Source organism: Pseudomonas sp. HMSC057H01 (assembly GCF_001836405.1).
Classification (GTDB): Bacteria; Pseudomonadota; Gammaproteobacteria; order Pseudomonadales; family Pseudomonadaceae; genus Pseudomonas; species Pseudomonas aeruginosa.
The window spans coordinates 1-19,340 of sequence record NZ_KV828526.1 but is presented as its reverse complement, the minus strand read 5'-3'; the positions used below and the strand labels follow the sequence as shown (position 1 = coordinate 19,340).

Below are 19,340 nucleotides of genomic sequence, written 5' to 3'. Positions count from 1 at the left end.
GACGTGGCGATCAGCTCGCCTTGCGTGGCGCTGTTCAGATCCGGCCCGCGAAAATGTGCCGTGCGCTGGAACGAGCCATCCTTGTTCAAGACGACGCCCGGCCCGATCAGCCCGGCCCAGGGCAGCCAGTCGGCCAGCAGTGCGGGCCGCTGGCGGTATTCGGCAAGGTTCAGCATGTCGGCACTCCCCTATGCGTCCAGCAGCGGCTTGTGCTTGATGTGCCGGGCGAAGACCTGCATGAACTGCGGATCGACGCGCGCGCCCCAGACCGCCAGCGAATGGCCGGCGATCCAGAGCACCACGCCGGGAATCCACAGTTGCAGGCCCAGCCCGACGGCGGCGGCCAGCGTGCCGTTGGCAATCGCCACGGTGCGCGGCGCACCGCCCAGCAGGATCGGCTCGGTCAGCGAGCGATGCAGCGGCACTTCAAAGCCCGGAAGATCGGTGGCCGTGCTCATACGACGGCCCCGCCGGAGAAGCTGAAGAACGACAGGAAGAAGCTCGAAGCCGCGAAGGCGATGGACAGGCCGAAGACGATCTGGATCAGCTTGCGAAAGCCGCCACTGGTATCGCCGAAGGCCAACGCCAGGCCGGTGGCGATGATGATGATCACCGCGACGATGCGGGCTACCGGCCCCTGGATGGATTCGAGAATGGATTGCAGCGGGCCTTCCCACGGCATTGAGGAACCGGCGGCCTGCGCCGTGCCCGCCAGCAACAGCATCAACACCGCGAGCAGCAACCCTTGTCCTGCGGGTCGGGCCAGGCGATGCAAACGCGCCAGCATGGGCAGCGGGGAAAGCGGGTTTACAGAAAGACGGAAAGCATCAACGTGCGTCATGGCAGTTCTCCAGGTTGTTCAGGGATCGAGGAAGGCGTAGCGGCAGCGGCTGTAAGAGGAACCGGCGGCAGCTCGGGAAGCGTCGCTTCCAGCGCATCCGCCAGGCGGTAGCCCGCGCCGTCGAAACCGACGACGCGGGAAATGGTTTCGACGTGGCGCTTGCGGCCGCGGCCTGCGATGTGGATCACGACATTGACCGCCTCGGCGATCAGGGCGCGGGGCGGATTCACCGCCACTTCGAGGATCAGTTGCTCCAGGCGCAGCAGCGCGCCCAACGCGGAGCCGGCATGAATGGTGGCGATGCCGCCGGGGTGGCCGGTGCCCCAGACCTTCACCAGATCCAGCGCTTCGCCGCCGCGCACTTCGCCGACGATCACGCGGTCGGGCCGCAGGCGCATCGTGGCCCGCACCAGCTCGGTCATGGACACGACGCCGGCGCGGGTGCGCAGCGGCACATGGTCGCGGGCCGCGCATTGCAGTTCGATGGTGTCTTCGAGCACCAGCACGCGGTCGCCGGTGGCGGCGATCTCGGCCAGCAAGGCATTGGCCAGCGTGGTCTTGCCGGTGCTGGTGCCTCCGGCGATCAGGATGTTGTGCCGCTCGCGCACGGCATGACGCAGAAACTCGGCCTGCCCAGTGGTCAGGATGCCATCAGCCACATAGCGATCCAGACCGATGATGCTCACGGCACGCTTGCGCAGCGCAAAGGCCGGGCCGGGTGCGGCGGGCGGCAGGATGCCCTCGAAGCGTTCGCCGGTTTCAGGCAGTTCGGCGGTCAAGAGCGGTTGGCCGCGATGCACCTCCGCACCGACATGGGCGGCGACCAGGCGGATGATGCGTTCGCCATCGGCTTCGGGCAGTTCGACGCCGAGCGGCGCACGGCCAGACGACAGCCGATCCACCCACAATGTCCGGTCGGGGTTGAGCATCACTTCCACCACGTCCGGGTCTTCCAGCGCAGCGGCGATCACCGGCCCCATCGCCGTGCGCAGCATCTGGATGCGGCGATCCTGGGATGCTGCAGCGGATGAGCGCGGTTCGGGCGGGATTTGAGGAACGGCACTCATGACGCACGCTCCGCAGTGCGTTCATGGGCGGCGGCCATCGCGGCCGCGTCATCCATGCGCATCTCGAACTCACGATCCTGGGGATGCAGTTCTTCCACCACGTCCCGTACCAGGCTGCGGCCACGCAGCAGGTGGCGGCCTAACTGTTCGACGAACTGCTCGAAGCGCGCCTTGCCCTGCGCGCGAGCCGCATCCTGATGGGCCTCCGGCACCGGCGTGCTGACGGTCAGGTAGTAGCGGACGAATAGCGCCAGCGTCTCGATCTGGATGTTCTGGTCACGCTCCAGGCGCTCGGCCTGCCGCGACAGGCGATCCAGTCGTTTGGCGATGGCGGCCTCACGCTGGTCGCCGGCATCGGGTGACAGCCAGGACGCCAAGGCAGCGGCGACGATGCTGGACTTTGACACGCCTTTCTTCGCGGCCAGCTCGTCCAGACGCTTGGCGTGCTCGTGCTGGATGAACAGGTTCAATCGGTATTGGCTCATATGTCGATTCCGTCGTTGGGGTCGAGAGATGCCAGCCGCGCCGTGCGTTGCAGGGCGGGGTCGAACTGGTCGGGAAGCAGCGGGGGCATGTCGTCGTCATCGAGCAGCGCCAAGTCGCTGGGCGTGTAATCGGGTTCGGGGTCGTAGGCGACGGTTTCGGACAGCTCGGGCTGACGGCGGGGGCCGCCGTCGTCGGAGCCACCCAGGTCATCGGCAGATGCCGTGGCCTGTGCCGCAGGCACGGCCGGGATCGCCAAACCGCTCCAGTCATCGGGACGTGCAGGCGGCACATCGGCATAGCGGCCTGCCGTTAGCGCAGGCGGCGGCAGTACCCGCTGCTTGAAATTGGCATCAGCGTAGTAGCGCAACTTCTTGGCCTTGATCGGCGCGACGCTGGACACCATCACCACTGATTCGTCTGGCGCAAGCTGCATGACTTCGCCGGGCGTCAGTAGCGGCCGCGCCGTCTCTTGGCGGGACACCATCAGGTGGCCGAGCCACGGCGCAAGTCGATGGCCTGCGTAGTTCCGCTGCGCACGCAGTTCGGTAGCCGTGCCCAGCGTTTCGGAGATCCGTTTCGCCGTGCGTTCGTCATTCGTGGCGAAGGTCACGCGCACATGGCAGTTGTCCAGAATCGAATGGTTCTGCCCATACGCCTTGTCGATCTGGTTGAGCGACTGCGCGATCAGGAAACTGCGGATGCCGTAGCCGGCCATGAAGGCCAGCGCCGTCTCGAAGAAGTCCAGGCGCCCCAGAGCCGAGAACTCGTCGAGCATCAGCAACAGCTTGTGGCGGCGCTCAATGCCGTCGCTGCCATCGAGCGACTCGGTGAGCCGTCGCCCGATCTGGTTGAGGATCAACCGGATCAGCGGCTTGGTGCGGCTGATGTCCGAAGGCGGCACCACCAGATACAACGACACAGGGGATGCAGACGCGATCAGATCGGCGATGCGCCAGTCGCAGCGCGACGTGACTGCGGCCACGGTCGGATCACGGTACAGGCCGAGGAACGACATGGCGGTGCTCAAGACGCCAGAACGCTCGTTGTCCGACTTGTTGAGCACTTCGCGGGCGGCGGACGCGACAACGGGATGCGGTACATCTCCAAGATGCCGCGTGGTCATCATCCGATGCAGCGTCAGCTCGAACGGGCAAGCCGGGTCACTGAGGAAGTTCGCCACGCCGCGCAGCGTCTTGTCCTCTCCCGCGTAGAGCACATGCAGGATCGCGCCGACCAGCAGCGCATGACTGGTCTTCTCCCAGTGGTTGCGCTTCTCCAGCGCCCCTTCGGGATCGACCAGGATATCGGCGATGTTCTGCACGTCGCGCACCTCGTGCGCGCCGCGCCTCACTTCCAGCAACGGGTTGTAGGCCGCCGAACTGGCATCGGTCGGGTTGAACAGCAGGCAGTGGCTAAATCGACTGCGCCAGCCAGCGGTGATCTGCCAGTTCTCGCCCTTGATGTCGTGGATGACGGCGGATGCCGGCCAGGACAGCAGCGTCGGCACCACCAGGCCCACACCCTTGCCCGAGCGCGTGGGCGCAAAGGTCAGGACGTGTTCCGGCCCTTCGTGCCGCAGGTAGTGGCCGTCATGCTGGCCGAGAAAGACGCCGGCGGGCTGCGTCAGCCCGGCCTTGCGAATGTCGGCGACATCGGCCCAGCGGGCCGAGCCATAGGTCGTCACTTTGCGCGCCTGGCGCGAGCGCCACACCGACATGGCGATGGCGACCACCACGGCCAGCAGGCCGCTGCTCGCCGCGATCATGCCGCCGGTGTCGAACACCTGCGGCGCGTAGGCGTCGAAGAAGAACCACCACTCGAACAGCTTCCACGGGTAATAGACCGGCGTGCCGTGGAAGTCGAACCAGGGCGCGCCCAGGCGTAGCTGGTAGCCCAAGGCGGCGGCGGTCCATTGCGTGGCACCCCACACACCGGCGATCACGATGCCGAAGACGGCGGCGATCTGCCCGAACAACACGCCCTGAGCTTGCATACCCTGGCCTCCGATTTCTCCTGCGCTGATTCCCCGTGGAAAACGCGGCACAAAGGCGTGCCGCAGGCGTCAGGATCGGTGCCGGTTCAGTGCCGGTCAAAGACCGTTATCGGCAGCAAGGTGATGCAAAAAGCATGGTGTCATGCAGAGGCGAAACCAGTAAAAACGCCGCAGGCGTGAGCGCGCGGCGGCGTGTCGAGAAAGAAAAATCAAGATTCGCGGCAGAAAGCCAACAATCAGAACTTCGGCGGCGTGTAGGGCGTGTTTCCATAGCCAAAGAAGCGCTTGTTCGTCGCCTCGGCCACCCGGTTGCACAGCACGTCTCCCATCGTCGGGCGTTCGGTCTTGCACTGGCGGCGCAGCTCCCTCAGGCGCGCAGGATCTGCGACCAGCTCTTCCACGGTCGGTACATTGGTTGCCTGTTTCGGTGTTTCGGACTGGCCGCAAGCGGACAGCGCGGCGACCAACAGGAATGGGGCGATCTGCTTCATGGTCATGACTCGACTTCCTCTTGGGAATCGGGTTCAAGGGGGGGCGTGGCTCTGATGCCGTCCGGCGATTCGATGGCCTGCACACGCTCGATAAAGCGTGACAGCACGTCCGAGGATCCACCTTCCCGGTGCAGCACATAAGTGGTCAGCATGGGTGAGCGACCCGCCAGCGGCCGAGCCACAATCCCAGGCTCACGGCTGCCTGCGATATGCGGCGCTCCGGCTAGGCCCAGCGCAAAGCCCGCCGACACTAACGCCATCATCAAATCGCACGAAGCCACACGTTCGGCAATCAGCGGCTCCATATCTATCCGGCGCAGTACGCGCTCGACTTGGCGAGCATGGCCTTCGCATACGTGCGGATCGCACAACACCAGCGGATAGCGCAGCACTTCTTCCAGCGGGATGCGCTTGTGCTTCAAAAGCGGATGACGTGCAGGAACCGCCACCATCAGCGCATCGCTCCAAACGGCTTCGGCAGTGATGCCTTCTCCAACTTCATCGGACTGGGCAAAGCCCACGTCGTAAAGGTCGTCATGCAGTCCCTTGATCTGCTGCGACAAGGGTACCTCGAACAGGCGAATCTCGACTTCGGGTTCTTCCTGCCGACACAGCGCCAGCAAGGACGGCAGGCGCGAGGGCGTGATGCCGTCGGACAGTGCGATACGCAACTGACCGTGGAAGCCGTTGGTGGCTGCATTCACGCTATCGCGCGCCTGCTGCAAGGCGGTGAAGATGCGCGGCACATGCTCCAGAAACAGCTTGCCCGCCCGTGTCAGCCGCGTGCTGCGGCTGGTACGAATGAACAACTGTTCGCCCAGGCTCTCCTCCAGCTCCTTGATAGTGCGCGACAGCGGTGACTGCTCGATGTGCAGCCTCTCCGCCGCGCGGGCGAAATGTAGTTCTTCGGCGACAGCGAGAAAGCAGCGTAAGTGTCGAATCTCCATTTCGCCTCCTGTTGTCAGTACAAAGGCCGTTTGAGAGTCGCAGCGTTGTAGCCGCTCATCTCACCGAGTTCATCCAGTTCAGGCCTGTCGCCGCTTTTGTGGCGCTGCGCGACTGCCTCGCCCTGCGGTCCGGGCAAGGCGTGTGACCAGCCGCCGGCCAGCGTCTTGTAGACCGCCACCAACGCCGTCGCCCTGCGGGTGGCGCTTTGTGCCAGCAAGTCTTCGGACTCCAAGCGTGAACGTTCGGCCTCCAGCACATCCAAAACATGGATGGCGCCGCCCTCAAATTGCAGGCGAGCCGTCTTGGCTGCCCGGCGGCTGGCCTCGGTCGCCTGTACCAGCATGGCGTACTCGGTCTGCGCGCGCGATAGGCGTACCAGCGCGTTCTCGGTTTCTTCCATGGCGCGCAGCACCGTGCGCTCGTATACCGCCAAGTTTTCGGCAGTGGCTGAATTGGCCGCCGCGATGCGCGACCGCACCCGGCCCACGTCTAGGAAGGAACCACCCACACCGAGCGAGATCATTCGCGTTTCACTATCACGCTCGAACAACGAACCAAAGCCCAACGCCTGCGTGCCGATCAGCCCTCCCAACGTAAAGCGAGGGAACAGGTCTGCCATGGCTACGCCGATACGCGCAGTGGCCGCAGCCAGCCTACGTTCTGCCGCAGCCACATCGGGACGGCGACGCAGTAGATCGCCCGGTGCACCGGCGTTGATCTGGGCGGGCAGCTCAGGCAAGGCTGCGGGGTGATCCAGCACTTCGGCCATCGCCGCAGGCGTGCGGCCAGTGAGCACGGCAATGCGGTGGGCGGCCACAGCAGCCTCAGCTTCAAGCGGCGGAATGCGCGAGCGTGTCAGCGCCAATTGCGTGCGGGCGCGGTCGGCATCGAACGACGTGCCCCGGCCGTTCTCGAACAAGACCTCGATCAGCCGCAGCGTATCGGCTTGGTTGATTTCGTTGTCCCGCGCGACCTGTAATTGCACTTGCAAGCCGCGCAAGCGGAAATAGGCGTCGGTCAACTCGGCCACCATAGCCACTTGTACGCCCGCCAGGTCGGCTGCGCTGGCCTCGGTCTCGGCGCGCTGCGATTCCACGCTGCGCCGCACTCGGCCAAAGAAGTCCAATTCCCAGATCACGGATAGGCCAGCCGAATGCAGATCGTTATCCCGGTCGGAGCGGGACGCATCCGGTGCTTGTGCAGCACTGGCGCGCTGGGTACTGATTTCACCGGACGCGCCCAGCGTCGGATAGTAGTCTTGGCGACGTTCGCGCGACAGTGCGCTGGCTTGCTCGTAGCGCGACAGTGCTATGCGGATGTCGTGATTGGCGTGAAGAGCATTCTCCACCAAAGAGTGCAGCACCGGGTCATCCAGTTCCCGCCAGAATTGCGCATCGGCCTCCGGTACAAGCTGGGACACGGCAACGGGGTCTTGGCGGGCATACGTCACTGCCTGGGGCGCGGCAGGTGCCTTGTAATTCGGCCCTACTGCGCAAGCTGCCAGCGTCAACGCCACCAAAGGGAGCAGTACCAGATGTGGCATCCGACGTAGGCATGGTCGGATGCGGGATGGCGTTTGAAGCATGACGGAATCAGTCCTTGTGGAGTCAGACATGGGTGGCCTCCATGGCGACATTTGCCTGGCGACGTGGCTTGCGCGTCGCGAGCCTGCGTAACGCGACGTAGAAAACAGGAGTCAGGAATAAACCGAACAAGGTCACGCCGAGCATGCCGGCGAACACAGTCACTCCCATAACCTGGCGAATCTCCGCGCCTGCGCCGGAACCGACCATCAGCGGCACCACGCCAGCGATGAAGGCGATGGAAGTCATGATGATCGGGCGCAGACGAAGGCGTGATGCCTCCAGCGCGGCATCGAGGATGCTGTGCCCCTTGCGCTCAAGTTCACGGGCGAACTCCACGATCAGAATGGCATTCTTGGAGGCCAGACCAATCAGCACTATCAAGCCAATCTGCACGAAAATGTTGCTGTCACCACCCGCGAGCCACACGCCCGTCATGGCCGACAACAGGCTCATGGGCACGATCAGGATGACGGCCAGCGGCAACGTCCAGCTTTCGTACAGTGCCGCCAGCACCAGGAAGACCAACAGTACCGCCAGCGGGAACACCACCAGCGCGGTATTGCTTTGCGTGACCTGCTGGTAGCTGAGGTCGGTCCACTCCAGTTGCATGCCTGGCGGCAGCACCTTGTCTGCAATGGATTGCACTTGCTGCAATGCCTGCGATGACGACACCAGACGCGGATCTGACTCACCAATCAGGTCGGCAGATGGATAGCCGTTGAAGCGGATGACGGGATCGGGGCCGAATGTCTTGCGCACGTCCACCATGCTGCCGATGGGCACCATGTCGCCATTGGCGTTGCGGGTGCGCAGTTTGACCACGTCCTCGACAGAACTGCGGAACGGTGCGTCCGCCTGAGCCATCACCCGGAAGGTGCGGCCAAAGCGCGTGAAGTCGTTGACATACGCCGAACCCAGGTACACTTGCAGCGTATCGAAAAGATCGGTCACGGCCACGCCCTGTGCCTTCGCCTTGGTGCGGTCCACTACGGCGTCAAGCTGCGGCACATTGGCCTGATAGGAACTGATCGGATATTGGAATCCCGGTTCTTGCGAGATGGCCGTCGCCAGCTCGGTGGTCGCCGTCTGCAATGCGGCATAGCCCTCACGGTTGCGATCCTGCACGTAAAGAGAGAACCCGGAACCCGCGCCCAGCCCCATGACAGGGGGCGGCATGATGGCAAAGGCCAGACCGTCCTGCTCCTGAGCGAAGCGCTCGTTCAACTGTTCCGCAATCTCGGTTGCAGTGTGCTTGCGCTCATTGATGGGCTTGAGTACGAAATACACTAGGCCGCTATTGGACGTGTTGGTCGACTGCAAGCCGTTCATGCCCGGGAACTGCACGGCGTTGTAGACGCCATCGGTCTTGAGCGCGATGTCGCTCACACGGCGGACCAGCGCTTCCGTGCGCTCCAGGGATGCACCCTCGGGTAGCTGGATGACACCGATGAGATACAGCTTGTCCTGCATGGGGATGAATCCGCCAGGGACGGCCTTGAACACAGCTCCCGTCGCCACCAGTAGCGCGATGTAGACGAGAAACACCGCACCACGCCGCCCGAGGATGCGCGACACGCTGTTTCCATAGCCATCCGCGCTGCGCAGGAAGAAACGGTTGAACGGCCGGAATATCCAGCCCAGACTGCGATCCAGCACCCGCGTGGGCAGGTCTGGCGCGGCACCATGCGGGCGAAGCAGGCGCGCGGCCAGCGCAGGCGACAGCGTCAGCGAGTTGATGGCCGAAATTACCGTGGAGATCGCAATGGTGACGGCGAACTGTTTGTAGAACTGCCCTGTCACGCCGGACAGGAATGCCATAGGCACGAATACCGAGCACAGCACCAGCGAGATGGCGACGATGGGGCCACTGACTTCGCGCATGGCCTGATGGGCCGCAGCCAGCGGCGCCAGCCCTTCGGCGATGTTGCGCTCGACGTTTTCCACCACCACGATCGCGTCGTCCACCACGATCCCGATGGCAAGCACGAGTCCAAAAAGCGTGAGCGTATTGATGGAAAAGCCCAGCATCAGCAGCACGGCGAAGGTGCCTACCACCGACACCGGCACGGCTAGCAGTGGGATGATGGAGGCACGCCAAGTCTGAAGGAACAAGATCACCACCAGCACCACCAGTCCGATGGCTTCCAGCAGAGTGTTGACGACCGCCTTGATCGACTGACGCACGAAGACAGTTGAGTCATACTCCACCGACCATTCCACTCCCTCGGGAAAGCGCTTGGCCAACTCGTCCATCTTCGCGCGGACTTGATCCGAGATTTCGATGGCATTGGCGCCCGGGGCTTCAAGGACAGAGATCGCGACAGCAGGCTTGTTGTTGAGCAACGACATCAGCGAGTAGCTGGATGCGTCCATTTCCACGCGCGCCACATCTCGCAGCCGGGTGACCTGACCCTGCGATCCGGTCTTGACGATGACGTCGCCGAACTCTTCTTCCGTCACCAGCCGGCCCTGCGCATTGATGGACAGGAGGAAGTCGCTTCCCGAGGGGTTGGGCGGCGCACCTAGTTGACCGGCCGAGACCTGGACGTTCTGTTCGCGCACGGCTTCGACCACATCGCCGGCGGTCATACCCAGCGCCGCAATTTTGTCGGGGTCCAGCCATAAGCGCATGGCGTAGTCGCCAGAGCCGTAGATCTTGGCATCGCCCACCCCCTGGATGCGTGCCAACTCGTCGCGTACATGGAGCACGGCATAGTTGCGCAGGTACAGCGCGTCATAGCGATCGCCCGGCGAGCGCAACTGCACGACCAGCGTTTCGTTGTGGGACTGTTTGACGGTCACCACACCTTGCTGGCGCACCGCTTCGGGAAGACGCGGCTCTGCCTGGGCGACACGGTTCTGTACCTTGACCTGGGCGTCGTCGGGATCGGTGCCAGGACGGAAGGTGACGGTCAGCACCAACACGCCATCACTACCGGCCACGGACTTCATGTAGAGCATGTTTTCCACGCCGGTGATGGATGCCTCCAGTGGTGCGGCTACCGTGTCGGCGATTTCGCGCGGATTTGCGCCAGGATACGTGGCGCGAACCTGTACGCTGGGTGGCACGACTTCCGGGTACTCGCTGACGGGCAAGAGCGGGATCGCGATCAACCCAACCACGAAAATGATGATGGACAGCACGGCCGCAAAAATCGGCCTGTCCACGAAAAAGCGGGCAAAGTTCATGATGGCTGGCTCTCCGCGCTCATTCGCTCGCCTGGGCGATTTGTCGGCCTGCAGGCGCCATTTCAATGTCCTGGGCCGTCACTGGCATGCCGACAGAAACCTTCTGGATGCCGTTGACGATCACGCGGTCGCCGGGATTTAGACCTTCCTCGACGATGCGCAGGCCTTCGGCCTTGCGTCCCAGCGTGATGTCGCGGCGCTGGGCGGTGTTGTTCTCATCGATCACATACACGTACTTGCGGCTCTGGTCGGTCAGGATGGCCTTGTCGTCGATCAGCATGGCCTCGAAACTGCCGCTACCCGGCAGGCGCACTCGGGCATAGAGGCCCGGCGTAAGCAGGCCGTCGGGATTGACCAGGGTGGCGCGTGCGCGGATGGTGCCGGTGGCCGCATCGACACGGTTGTCCACGAAGTCCACGTTTCCGGCGTGTGGATAGCCGTTCTCGCCGACCAGGCCCACCTGCACCGGGATACTTTCGCTGCGCTGGTCGGGGCGCTCTCCGTTGCGAGCCATGTGGGCGTAGCGCAGATAGGTACGCTCGTCGCTATCAAAATGCACGTGCACCGGGTTCAGCGAGACTACGGTGGTCAGGATGCTGGCCTGGCCGTCAGCACTCACCAAGTTGCCTGCCGTGACCAGTGCACGTCCGGCGCGGCCTGTGATGGGCGAACGTACCTGGGTGAACGACAGATCCAACTTGGCGGTCTCGACTGCGGCTTGGGCGAACTGCACGTTGGCTTGGGCCTGATCGGCGGCGGCGTGGCGCTGCTCCAACTCCTCGGTGGAGGCTGCTTGCAACGAAGCCAGCTTTTGAGCACGGGCCGCTTCGCTACGTGCCAGTGCGGCCTGCGTGCGGGCGCGGGCCAAGTCTGCTTCCGCGCGAGCCAGAGCAGCACGGTAACTGCGAGCGTCAATCTCGAACAGCACGTCGCCACGTTTGACGATCTGGCCCTCTTCGTAATTGACCCTGTCGATGTAGCCACTCACACGTGGCCGCAGCGCAACGCTTTCCACCGCCTCGACGCGGCCATTGAACTCATCCCATAGGACGATCTTGCGCACCGACACAGGTGCCACGCTGACCGTGGGTGGAGGGGCGGCGACCGCGTCGGCGGCGTCGCTATTGCAGCCAGCTAGGGACAGCGCCAGCAAGCTCGCCGCAGCTAACGGCAAGGCGCGGCGCCAGGAAGGCAGGACCGCAAGGTAAGGCAATGTGCTCATTGTTTTCAGTCTCGAAGGGATGGCGAAACCCGGTTGATAAAATTTGACATACGTGACGTATGCCATTTATCATCCACTCATACGCAACGTATGTCAATCATTTACATACACTTCTTATGTGAAAAATCGGAGGACGACCTAATGGCACAAAAGCGTGCAGAGATGATTGAGGAAACGCGGGCCAAGCTCATCAGTGCCGCCCGCGCTGCGTTCGCAACCGTGGGATATGCGGACAGTTCAATGGATGAGCTGACGGCCCAAGCCGGACTGACGCGCGGAGCGCTCTATCACCACTTCGGTGGAAAGAAAGGGCTGCTGGAGGCGGTCATCGCCCAGATTGATGCAGAGATATCTGGCCGACTGGCCGTCATCGTCGAGGAGGCGGAGTCCACCTGGGACGGCTTCGTTCAGGAGTGCATTGGCTACATCAAGATGGCCGTCGAGCCCGAAGTCCAGCGGATCGTCCTGCTGGACGGGCCAGCGGTTCTGGGCGATCCCTCCCAGTGGCTCTGCCAGAACGTGTGCATCGTGAACACGCGCCGCAGCCTCCAGAAGTTGATCGAGGAGGCAGTCATACGCCCCGTCGATCCCCTGGCGACGGCCCGCCTGATAAACGGGGCGCTGCTGGGCGCATCGCTGTGGATCGCCAGCGCAGACGACCCACGCGCCGCTTCCGAAAAAGCCGTGCAGGGATTTCTTGTACTGGTGGCGGGCTTGCGGCGGGACACCTCTCCCGCGCAGCCGTAACAACCCAAAGGTGCCGACCGGCAGGCCGGACTCTTTGACCCAGAAATATAGGAGTAATATTGAATGTCATCTCAACTCCAAGACGCTCTAGGCATGTTCGCCTTTCTCGCTATCGAGCTATCGGTTTTATTCATTGGCATTAGCTTGCTGGTCGGAGTTCTTCAACGTCACATCCCACCATCCAAGGTGGAAGCGTTACTGACTTCCAGTGGGAAGCGAGGCTATTTTCTTGCTGCTGGTTTAGGAGCTATAACGCCCTTCTGTAGTTGCTCGACTATCCCCATGTTGAAAGGGTTGATTCGGGCACGGGCCGGTTTTGGGCCGATGATGGTGTTTCTTTTCTCATCTCCGTTGCTGAATCCTATCGTCGTCGGCCTGCTGGTTGCCACGTTTGGATGGACACTTACTGCTATCTATGTGCTCGCCGCTTTGGTGGTCGCGGTAGGTGCCGGATGGCTGCTTCACACGCTTGGCTTCGAGCGTTATGTGCGCCGGACGGCGACACAAGAGAGCAGTGGATGTAGTTCATCAGCAAGCCCGTGCAGTGCTACATCGACCGCATCGAGTTGCGGCACCAACAGCTGCGACACCACTCCGAAGACGGCTTCTTGCGGGGCTGATAGGAAGACAACAGTCTCTACGTCTAGCGAATGCTGTGACAGTCAACCCACTGTCACGGTTAAGAAAGAAGGGAAGTACAGTGGTGTGTGGCGGGAAGCTTGGTCGGACTTTATCGATGTGTTGCCTTACCTGCTCATCGGTATTGCGATTGGCAGCGTGATCTATGGTTTCATGCCCACTGACTTATTGGAGCAGTATGCAGGCCCAGATAATCCCTTTGCCATTCCAGTTGCCGCTGTCATCGGCGTGCCGTTGTATATTCGCGCTGAAGCCGTCATACCTCTGGCAGCGGCTCTGATGGCCAAAGGCGTGGGTGCCGGGACGGTGCTAGCGTTTATCATCGGCAGTGCCGGAGCCAGCCTGACTGAGCTCATTCTGTTGCGCTCTTTGTTCACGCTGAAGCTTTTAGCGGCGTTTTTAGCAGTCATTTTTGCTATGGCGATGATTGCCGGTTACGCCACCTACCTGTTTTTCTGATCAAGGCGGGAGATGATTAATTCGTTAAGCCTTCCTGGGTACCAGTTGGTGGATTCTGATGAGCAGAATGAAGACATACATTTTCGGCTTGAAGCACCTACACCAGTAGCCTGCGAGGGGTGCGGCGTGCAGGGTGAGTTCGTGCGGTTCGGCAAGCGTGACGTTCCCTATCGTGATCTGCCCATCCACGGCAAGCGGGTCACTCTCTGGGTGGTCCGCCGCCGATACACCTGCCGGGCCTGCAAGACAACATTCAGGCCCCAGCTACCGGAGATGGTGGACGGATTCCGTATGACACTGCGGCTGCATGAGTACGTGGAGAAGGAATCCTTCAACCACCCCTACACCTTTGTGGCGGCACAGACCGGCCTGGACGAGAAGACGGTGCGCGACATCTTCAACGCCCGCGCCGAGTTCCTGGGGCGCTGGCACCGCTTCGAGACGCCCCGCATCCTGGGCATTGACGAGCTATACCTGAACAAGCGCTACCGCTGCATTCTGACCAACATTGAGGAGCGAACCCTGCTCGACCTGCTGGCCACCCGCCGCCAGGACGTGGTGACCAACTACCTGATGAAGCTGAAAGACCGGCAGAAGGTCGAGATCGTCAGCATGGACATGTGGAACCCCTACCGGGCAGCGGTCAAGGCTGTGCTGCCCCAGGCCCGTATCGTGGTCGATAAGTTCCATGTGGTGCGCATGGCCAACGATGCCCTAGAGAGAGTGCGCAAGGGCCTCAGAAAGGAGCCGAAACCGTCCCAGAGCCGGACTCTCAAGGGAGACCGGAAAATCCTGCTGAAACGCGCTCACGAAGTCTCAGACCGGGAGCGCCTCATCATGGAGACCTGGACAGGCGCGTTCCCGCAACTGCTGGCCGCCTACGAGCACAAGGAGCGCTTCTACGGCATCTGGGACGCCACCACACGGCTCCAGGCAGAAGCCGCCCTGGACGAGTGGATAGCCACCATCCCGAAGGGCCAAAAGGAAGTCTGGAGCGATCTGGTCAGGGCAGTGGGAAACTGGCGCGAAGAGACCATGACCTACTTCGAGACGGACATGCCCGTCACCAACGCTTACACGGAGTCCATCAACCGACTGGCCAAGGACAAGAACCGTGAAGGGCGCGGTTACTCCTTCGAGGTGATGCGGGCACGAATGCTCTACACCACGAAGCACAAGAAGAAGGCACCGACTGCGAAGGTCTCTCCTTTCTACAAGAAAACCATCGGTTACGGACTGCCGGACTTCGCAGAGGAACTCAACTACGGAGTCGATCTATCAACCATCTGAGGGTGGTATCAGATTGATGGGGTGAAGGTGCCCCATCAACCATTAAATCCGTATACCCCAACCATTAAATCCGTATACCCGTATTTCTCAATGTCCCGTTTTTTGGCGACGTGGGTCACATCCATGACCTGTGGCCATTCATGGGCTACGTCACGGCACAGACGTCGCGCATCGCGCTCGCAACTGGCAGCGTCATCACCACTCTGCGTCATCCCTTGCTTGTGGCCAAAGCAGCAGCCTCGATCGACCGCTTGTCAAATCAGCGCCTGGTGCTAGGTATCGCCACGGGTGATCGGCCAACAGAGTTCCCGGCCTTCGGTCAGACAATGGATGCGCGAGCCACGTTGTTCCAAGAAGCATTGACTGTGTTGCGTCAAGCCTGGCGTGAGGACTTCCCGGAAATCTCCACGCCCCGAGTGAACTTGTCGGGTGCAGATACGCTGCCGAAACCGGCGTTGAGAGACATTCCCGTGATGGTGACTGGTCATTCACGCCAGTCGGTCGAATGGATTGCCGAGCATGGGGATGGCTGGCTTTACTATCCCCAAAATATCGCGCAGCAAGCCATGACAATCAAGAATTGGCGGTCGCTGACACCAAGATTCAAACCCTTCACGCAATCCTTCTATATTGACCTGTCGGAGAATCCCGATGAACCCCCGTCGCCCATCTTCCTCGGGTTTCGGGCTGGTCACCGATTCTTTACTGACTACTTCAGCCGCTTGCGCGATATTGGGGTTAATCATATTGGCCTCAACCTGAAATACGCGACACGTCCGGCGCATGAGATTGTTCAGGAACTTGGCGAGCATGTCGTACCGCACTTTCCGGCGCACGCTACTGCCCATTTGGAGGAGGCGCAGGATGCTGCACGGTCATAAAATTTTTGCCTGGGATCTCGCTTTTACTTCTTCGGCTGGTACCTATGCCTTCGATGTCCAATGCGAAATGCTGGCTGACATCGGTTATGACGGCCTGACCTATGCCGTCTGGTCAGGGAGCCGATGGGAAACCGCAAAGCGTCTATCCACCGTGAAAGATCGTTTCGGTTTGGAGGTCTTTAGCGTGTATGTGGTGATCGACCTGGATCAGGGCCCACAGCATCCCATCAACGCAGGACTCTTGCGGATGCTTGAGGAGATGGAAGGCGTGAAGGCTGTCAATCTTGGAATCAGGACGGCAGGCCACGGTTCAAATCATCGAAAGGCACCGGACGACAAGGTATTGCAGGACTTCCTTGGTCGGGCACTTGAGATTTGCGCACGGCGCGGAATTGACATCCTGCTGTATTTTCATCTGGGCTTCTGGATGGATCATTACTCCATTGCGGCACAGATCTGCTCGGTCGTGAACCATCCGAATCTCGGCATCGTGTTTCCAAGCTATCACTGGTATGGCTACGAAACCAATGCAGGCAGCCCGACGGAGGGCTATCAGGCAGTAGACCCGACGCCAGCGTTAATGGCGTCAACACCCTTCATGCGGGAATTGACTCTCAGCGGCGCAACCCGCAGCCCACTTGGCTGGAGTCGTATTGCCACTTTCGAGGCGCTCGATGCAGGAGAACTCGACAACTTCGCACTTCTTGGACTTGCCAAGTCGTTCGGTTATACCGGCCCCGTCGGCTATGACGGCACATTGGTCGGGGGGAATCCATACAGCACGCTCAAACGCTCCTATGACGCGATGGACGAGATGTTGGGTTTGCTGACAAAGCACCCTGGTTGGGCCAAGCGTGAAACGCACCCGTAACCTATGATTGAGCACACCTACATGTCCCAACACCCTTTGATTGCTGCCCAATTGAGGCAGGCGATGCGCGGCGTGGCCTCCACGGTGACGCTAATCACGTCGATCGCTCCCGATGGCCACGGACACGTAATGATCGCCAGTTCATTCACATCAGTCTCACTGGAGCCGCCCACGGTTCTAGTGTGCATTGGTCAGCAAACCCGTATCCATGGGCCGCTGCTGGCTGCTCGACGATTCTGCATCAATGTACTCCGCGCAGAACAGGAGGTACTTGCGGTGCACTGCCGTAGCGCCACGGGGACCGACCGTTTCGATCATGAAGCCTGGCGATTTGATGAAGTCAATGGGTTGCCCTATCTGCAAGGGGCGCAGGCTTCGCTGTTCTGTGAGCTGATTGAACACCATGCAGTCGGCACCCACTCGGTAATGCTGGCCAGTGTCGAGCGTGTGCTCACATCTGCATATGCCGATCCACTCGTCTATCTGGATGGCCGCTTCCGGGCCATAGATCCAACCCGTTGAAGATATGCAGCGAAGAATTTCACAACTGCCTCGGCATATCTCTAGACAGCCTGCCGGGTTATGTGGCTGAGACTCTTCGAGCATTAGCCAATGCCCATTCCCCGCTGCCGTCCGATTTCCCACGCCACGCCGCCACCGCTCACCGTCGCGGCAAGTTGCTGCCCCAGTCGCTGTTCAATCACCGGCTTCCACGGCACCAGACTGAACCCCATGCCGTCGTCTAGCATCGCGTAGCGCCCGCTGGCGAGCATGAGGCTGCGCCGGTAGATGCCAGCCACGCGCTGCCCGTCGGTGACGGGCCGATGCGCTAGGCCGATTTCGGCGGCAATATCCTTGGCGGCCTTTGCCAGTTCCCGATTCCGCAGCGTCCCCAGCAAGTTCCGGGCGAGGATCACCCGCTGCCCACGCCGCTGGGCCAGCCCCTGTTCTTCAAGGAAGTCGGCGCGCTGCTGCAAGGCTTCCTTCGTCTCGCCGCCAAAGCCCAGATCGCCCAGCCCCTTGCCGCCACCGATCAACTGCTGGTCCAGCCAGGTCGCGCCGATCACGCGGGCCTGCCGCTCGATGGGCAAGTGCGATTTCAGCTCCACCGCCACGCCGCCCAGGCGCTGTGCGTCGTTCTGGCGGCCACGTTCGGCCAGGTCGTCCGGCACCTTCCATAGTCCATCAGCCACACGTTCCACGATGCCGGCCCGGCGCAGGGCTTCCAGTCGGCGGACATGGGCCGCGACGACCTCCTGCGGGTCGCGGCCGGGCTTGGCTCGGCCTTGCTCGATCGCCAGGTGATGATCGGCGCGGTACAGGCCATCGCTCGCCAGCGCGGCGATGTTCTTGTCGGCCGCCCGCACCTCGTTGGAACCGCGTACCTCCACCACGGCTCCGGTGGGATAGTTCGCCAGCTCGTCGCGGGCGTTCAAAGCGACGTAGTGGGCCTTGCCGTCCACGCCGTCGATGACCAGATAGCCGCGGTCGTGCAGCTCGTCGGCCAGCCCCTTGCCGGCCACGCGGCCGACGATGGTGCGGCCGTCGTCGCCGGGCTCAAACACCGCCTGCTCGCGCGGCTGGCCGCTCATGGCGCGCTGCATGGTGCGGATGATGTCACCACGCTCGCCCAAGGCGCGCAAGGTCTTCTCCGCGTCGGCATGCACGGCCCAGGTGCCGGGCTGCGTCTCGTCAGCCAGGCCCAGGCGCTGCAAGCGTTGGAGTCGGCCGATCAGCAGCAGCCGCTGGCGTTGCAGGCGGGGCTCATTGAAGCGCTCGATCTGCACCCGGCCATCCTCGCCGGCCTCACGCTGCAATGTGCGGTCGAGGCTCGTCCACCGCTCCTGTTCCACCTCGCGCTGCAAGGTCTGCTGGATCTCCAGTTCGGTGCGCGGCCCCAGCCATTCCGTCGCCAGTTCGGCGGCGCGATGGCGGAAGCCGTGGGCGATGTAGTCGCCCGCGATGATGAGGTCTTTGCCGGTGTCGTCGCGCCCGCGCACGATCAGGTGGGTGTGCGGGTTGTCGGTGTTCCAGTGATCGACTGCCACCCAATCCAGCCGCGTCCCCAGATCGGCTTCCATGCGGTTCACAAGATGCCGGGTGTAGGTGCGCAGGTCGTCCAGCTCGGCCCCGTCCTCGGGCGAGACGATGAAGCGGAAATGGTGCCGGTCGTCGTTGGCCCGCTCCTTGAAGGCATCGAGGTCGGCATCGTCAATCTGCGGCCCGTAGGCCCGGCCCGGTTCGCCATCGCGGCCGGCGCCGTCGCGCTCGATGTAGCGCAGGTGCTTGGCGAGCGACTGCGGGCTGGCGTTGCGTTGATTGACCAGTAGGGTCTTGATGGTCACGCGCCGCGACATGGACGTCAGCTTCGCCCCGGCGAAGCGCGCCGCCGTATGGCCGCGCCCCAGGCGCGAGCCGGGCCGCTGGCCGGCGCGTGCGCCGCTGCCGCCGGCTGCGGAATGGCGCATCGAGGACTTGCCGCCGCTGGCCTTGCCCGCCTGCTTGAGTACCTTGGAAACGAAGCTCTGGCCCTGGCCTTTGCCCCGGTTCTTCGGGGCGCTCGGACGCACCCGGAAATCGTCGTCGCGGCGGGCGGTCATGGCTGCGCTCCCTGCAAGCTCTGGCGTGTC

The 19,340-nt window shown here is 62.3% G+C and carries 17 protein-coding genes; 6 read left to right on the top strand and 11 right to left on the bottom strand.

Going from position 1 to position 19,340, the window contains the following annotated elements:
* Positions 1 to 188 precede the first annotated feature (188 nt).
* From HMPREF2581_RS30610 to HMPREF2581_RS30565, 10 genes are all read right to left on the bottom strand, one after another.
* Positions 189 to 458, bottom strand: coding sequence for a VirB3 family type IV secretion system protein (locus tag HMPREF2581_RS30610; protein WP_003462917.1), 270 nt, complete (start codon positions 456 to 458; stop codon positions 189 to 191).
* Complete coding sequence (locus HMPREF2581_RS30605) at positions 455 to 841, bottom strand: TrbC/VirB2 family type IV secretion system protein (protein ID WP_022960600.1); 387 nt, start codon at positions 839 to 841, stop codon at positions 455 to 457. Before HMPREF2581_RS30605 ends, HMPREF2581_RS30610 begins: the two co-directional genes overlap by 4 nt.
* On the bottom strand, positions 838 to 1,908 hold the full coding sequence (gene trbB, locus HMPREF2581_RS30600; protein ID WP_022960601.1) for a P-type conjugative transfer ATPase TrbB: 1,071 nt from the start codon (positions 1,906 to 1,908) through the stop codon (positions 838 to 840). The genes HMPREF2581_RS30605 and trbB overlap by 4 nt, the downstream gene beginning before the upstream one ends.
* Entirely contained in the window at positions 1,905 to 2,393 is a 489-nt protein-coding gene (locus HMPREF2581_RS30595) for a ribbon-helix-helix protein, CopG family (RefSeq protein WP_008294937.1), read from the bottom strand. Before HMPREF2581_RS30595 ends, trbB begins: the two co-directional genes overlap by 4 nt.
* A complete protein-coding gene (locus tag HMPREF2581_RS30590) occupies positions 2,390 to 4,387 on the bottom strand; it encodes a conjugal transfer protein TraG (RefSeq protein WP_022960602.1) in 1,998 nt (665 codons plus the stop codon). The genes HMPREF2581_RS30595 and HMPREF2581_RS30590 overlap by 4 nt, the downstream gene beginning before the upstream one ends.
* A gap of 236 nt (positions 4,388 to 4,623) precedes the next feature.
* Positions 4,624 to 4,878 (bottom strand): EexN family lipoprotein, encoded by a 255-nt coding sequence (locus HMPREF2581_RS30585; protein ID WP_024718240.1) that lies wholly within the window; start codon positions 4,876 to 4,878, stop codon positions 4,624 to 4,626.
* A gap of 2 nt (positions 4,879 to 4,880) precedes the next feature.
* Positions 4,881 to 5,825 (bottom strand): LysR family transcriptional regulator, encoded by a 945-nt coding sequence (locus HMPREF2581_RS30580; protein WP_004350822.1) that lies wholly within the window; start codon positions 5,823 to 5,825, stop codon positions 4,881 to 4,883.
* A gap of 14 nt (positions 5,826 to 5,839) precedes the next feature.
* Positions 5,840 to 7,369, bottom strand: coding sequence for an efflux transporter outer membrane subunit (locus HMPREF2581_RS30575; RefSeq protein WP_022960603.1), 1,530 nt, complete (start codon positions 7,367 to 7,369; stop codon positions 5,840 to 5,842).
* 64 nt (positions 7,370 to 7,433) lie between these two features.
* Positions 7,434 to 10,601, bottom strand: coding sequence for an efflux RND transporter permease subunit (locus HMPREF2581_RS30570; protein WP_022960604.1), 3,168 nt, complete (start codon positions 10,599 to 10,601; stop codon positions 7,434 to 7,436).
* A gap of 19 nt (positions 10,602 to 10,620) precedes the next feature.
* Positions 10,621 to 11,823, bottom strand: coding sequence for an efflux RND transporter periplasmic adaptor subunit (locus HMPREF2581_RS30565; RefSeq protein WP_008294933.1), 1,203 nt, complete (start codon positions 11,821 to 11,823; stop codon positions 10,621 to 10,623).
* Positions 11,824 to 11,964: 141 nt separating this feature from the next.
* Here HMPREF2581_RS30565 and HMPREF2581_RS30560 point away from each other — a divergent pair, with 141 nt between their 5' ends.
* The 6 genes from HMPREF2581_RS30560 to HMPREF2581_RS32745 all read left to right on the top strand — a co-directional run bounded on the left by HMPREF2581_RS30560 (position 11,965) and on the right by HMPREF2581_RS32745 (position 17,232).
* Positions 11,965 to 12,570 (top strand): TetR/AcrR family transcriptional regulator, encoded by a 606-nt coding sequence (locus HMPREF2581_RS30560; protein ID WP_023047514.1) that lies wholly within the window; start codon positions 11,965 to 11,967, stop codon positions 12,568 to 12,570.
* A gap of 63 nt (positions 12,571 to 12,633) precedes the next feature.
* Positions 12,634 to 13,668, top strand: coding sequence for a permease (locus tag HMPREF2581_RS30555; protein WP_009586987.1), 1,035 nt, complete (start codon positions 12,634 to 12,636; stop codon positions 13,666 to 13,668).
* Positions 13,669 to 13,680: 12 nt separating this feature from the next.
* A complete protein-coding gene (locus HMPREF2581_RS30550) occupies positions 13,681 to 14,958 on the top strand; it encodes an ISL3 family transposase (protein WP_022960607.1) in 1,278 nt (425 codons plus the stop codon).
* Positions 14,959 to 15,026: 68 nt separating this feature from the next.
* Positions 15,027 to 15,839 carry a TIGR03571 family LLM class oxidoreductase gene (locus HMPREF2581_RS30545; protein ID WP_311742567.1) on the top strand — a complete coding sequence of 271 codons (813 nt, stop codon included), beginning with the start codon at positions 15,027 to 15,029 and terminating at the stop codon, positions 15,837 to 15,839.
* Positions 15,823 to 16,710, top strand: a complete 888-nt coding sequence (locus HMPREF2581_RS30540) for a sugar phosphate isomerase/epimerase family protein (RefSeq protein WP_004350834.1) — start codon at positions 15,823 to 15,825, stop codon at positions 16,708 to 16,710. The genes HMPREF2581_RS30545 and HMPREF2581_RS30540 overlap by 17 nt, the downstream gene beginning before the upstream one ends.
* 21 nt (positions 16,711 to 16,731) lie before the next feature.
* Positions 16,732 to 17,232 carry a flavin reductase family protein gene (locus HMPREF2581_RS32745; protein WP_037510038.1) on the top strand — a complete coding sequence of 167 codons (501 nt, stop codon included), beginning with the start codon at positions 16,732 to 16,734 and terminating at the stop codon, positions 17,230 to 17,232.
* 83 nt (positions 17,233 to 17,315) lie between these two features.
* Here the strand turns inward: HMPREF2581_RS32745 and HMPREF2581_RS30530 are convergent, their stop codons facing one another.
* A complete protein-coding gene (locus HMPREF2581_RS30530; protein WP_022960609.1) occupies positions 17,316 to 19,310 on the bottom strand; it encodes a relaxase/mobilization nuclease domain-containing protein in 1,995 nt (664 codons plus the stop codon).
* Between the last annotated feature and the right edge of the window lie 30 nt (positions 19,311 to 19,340).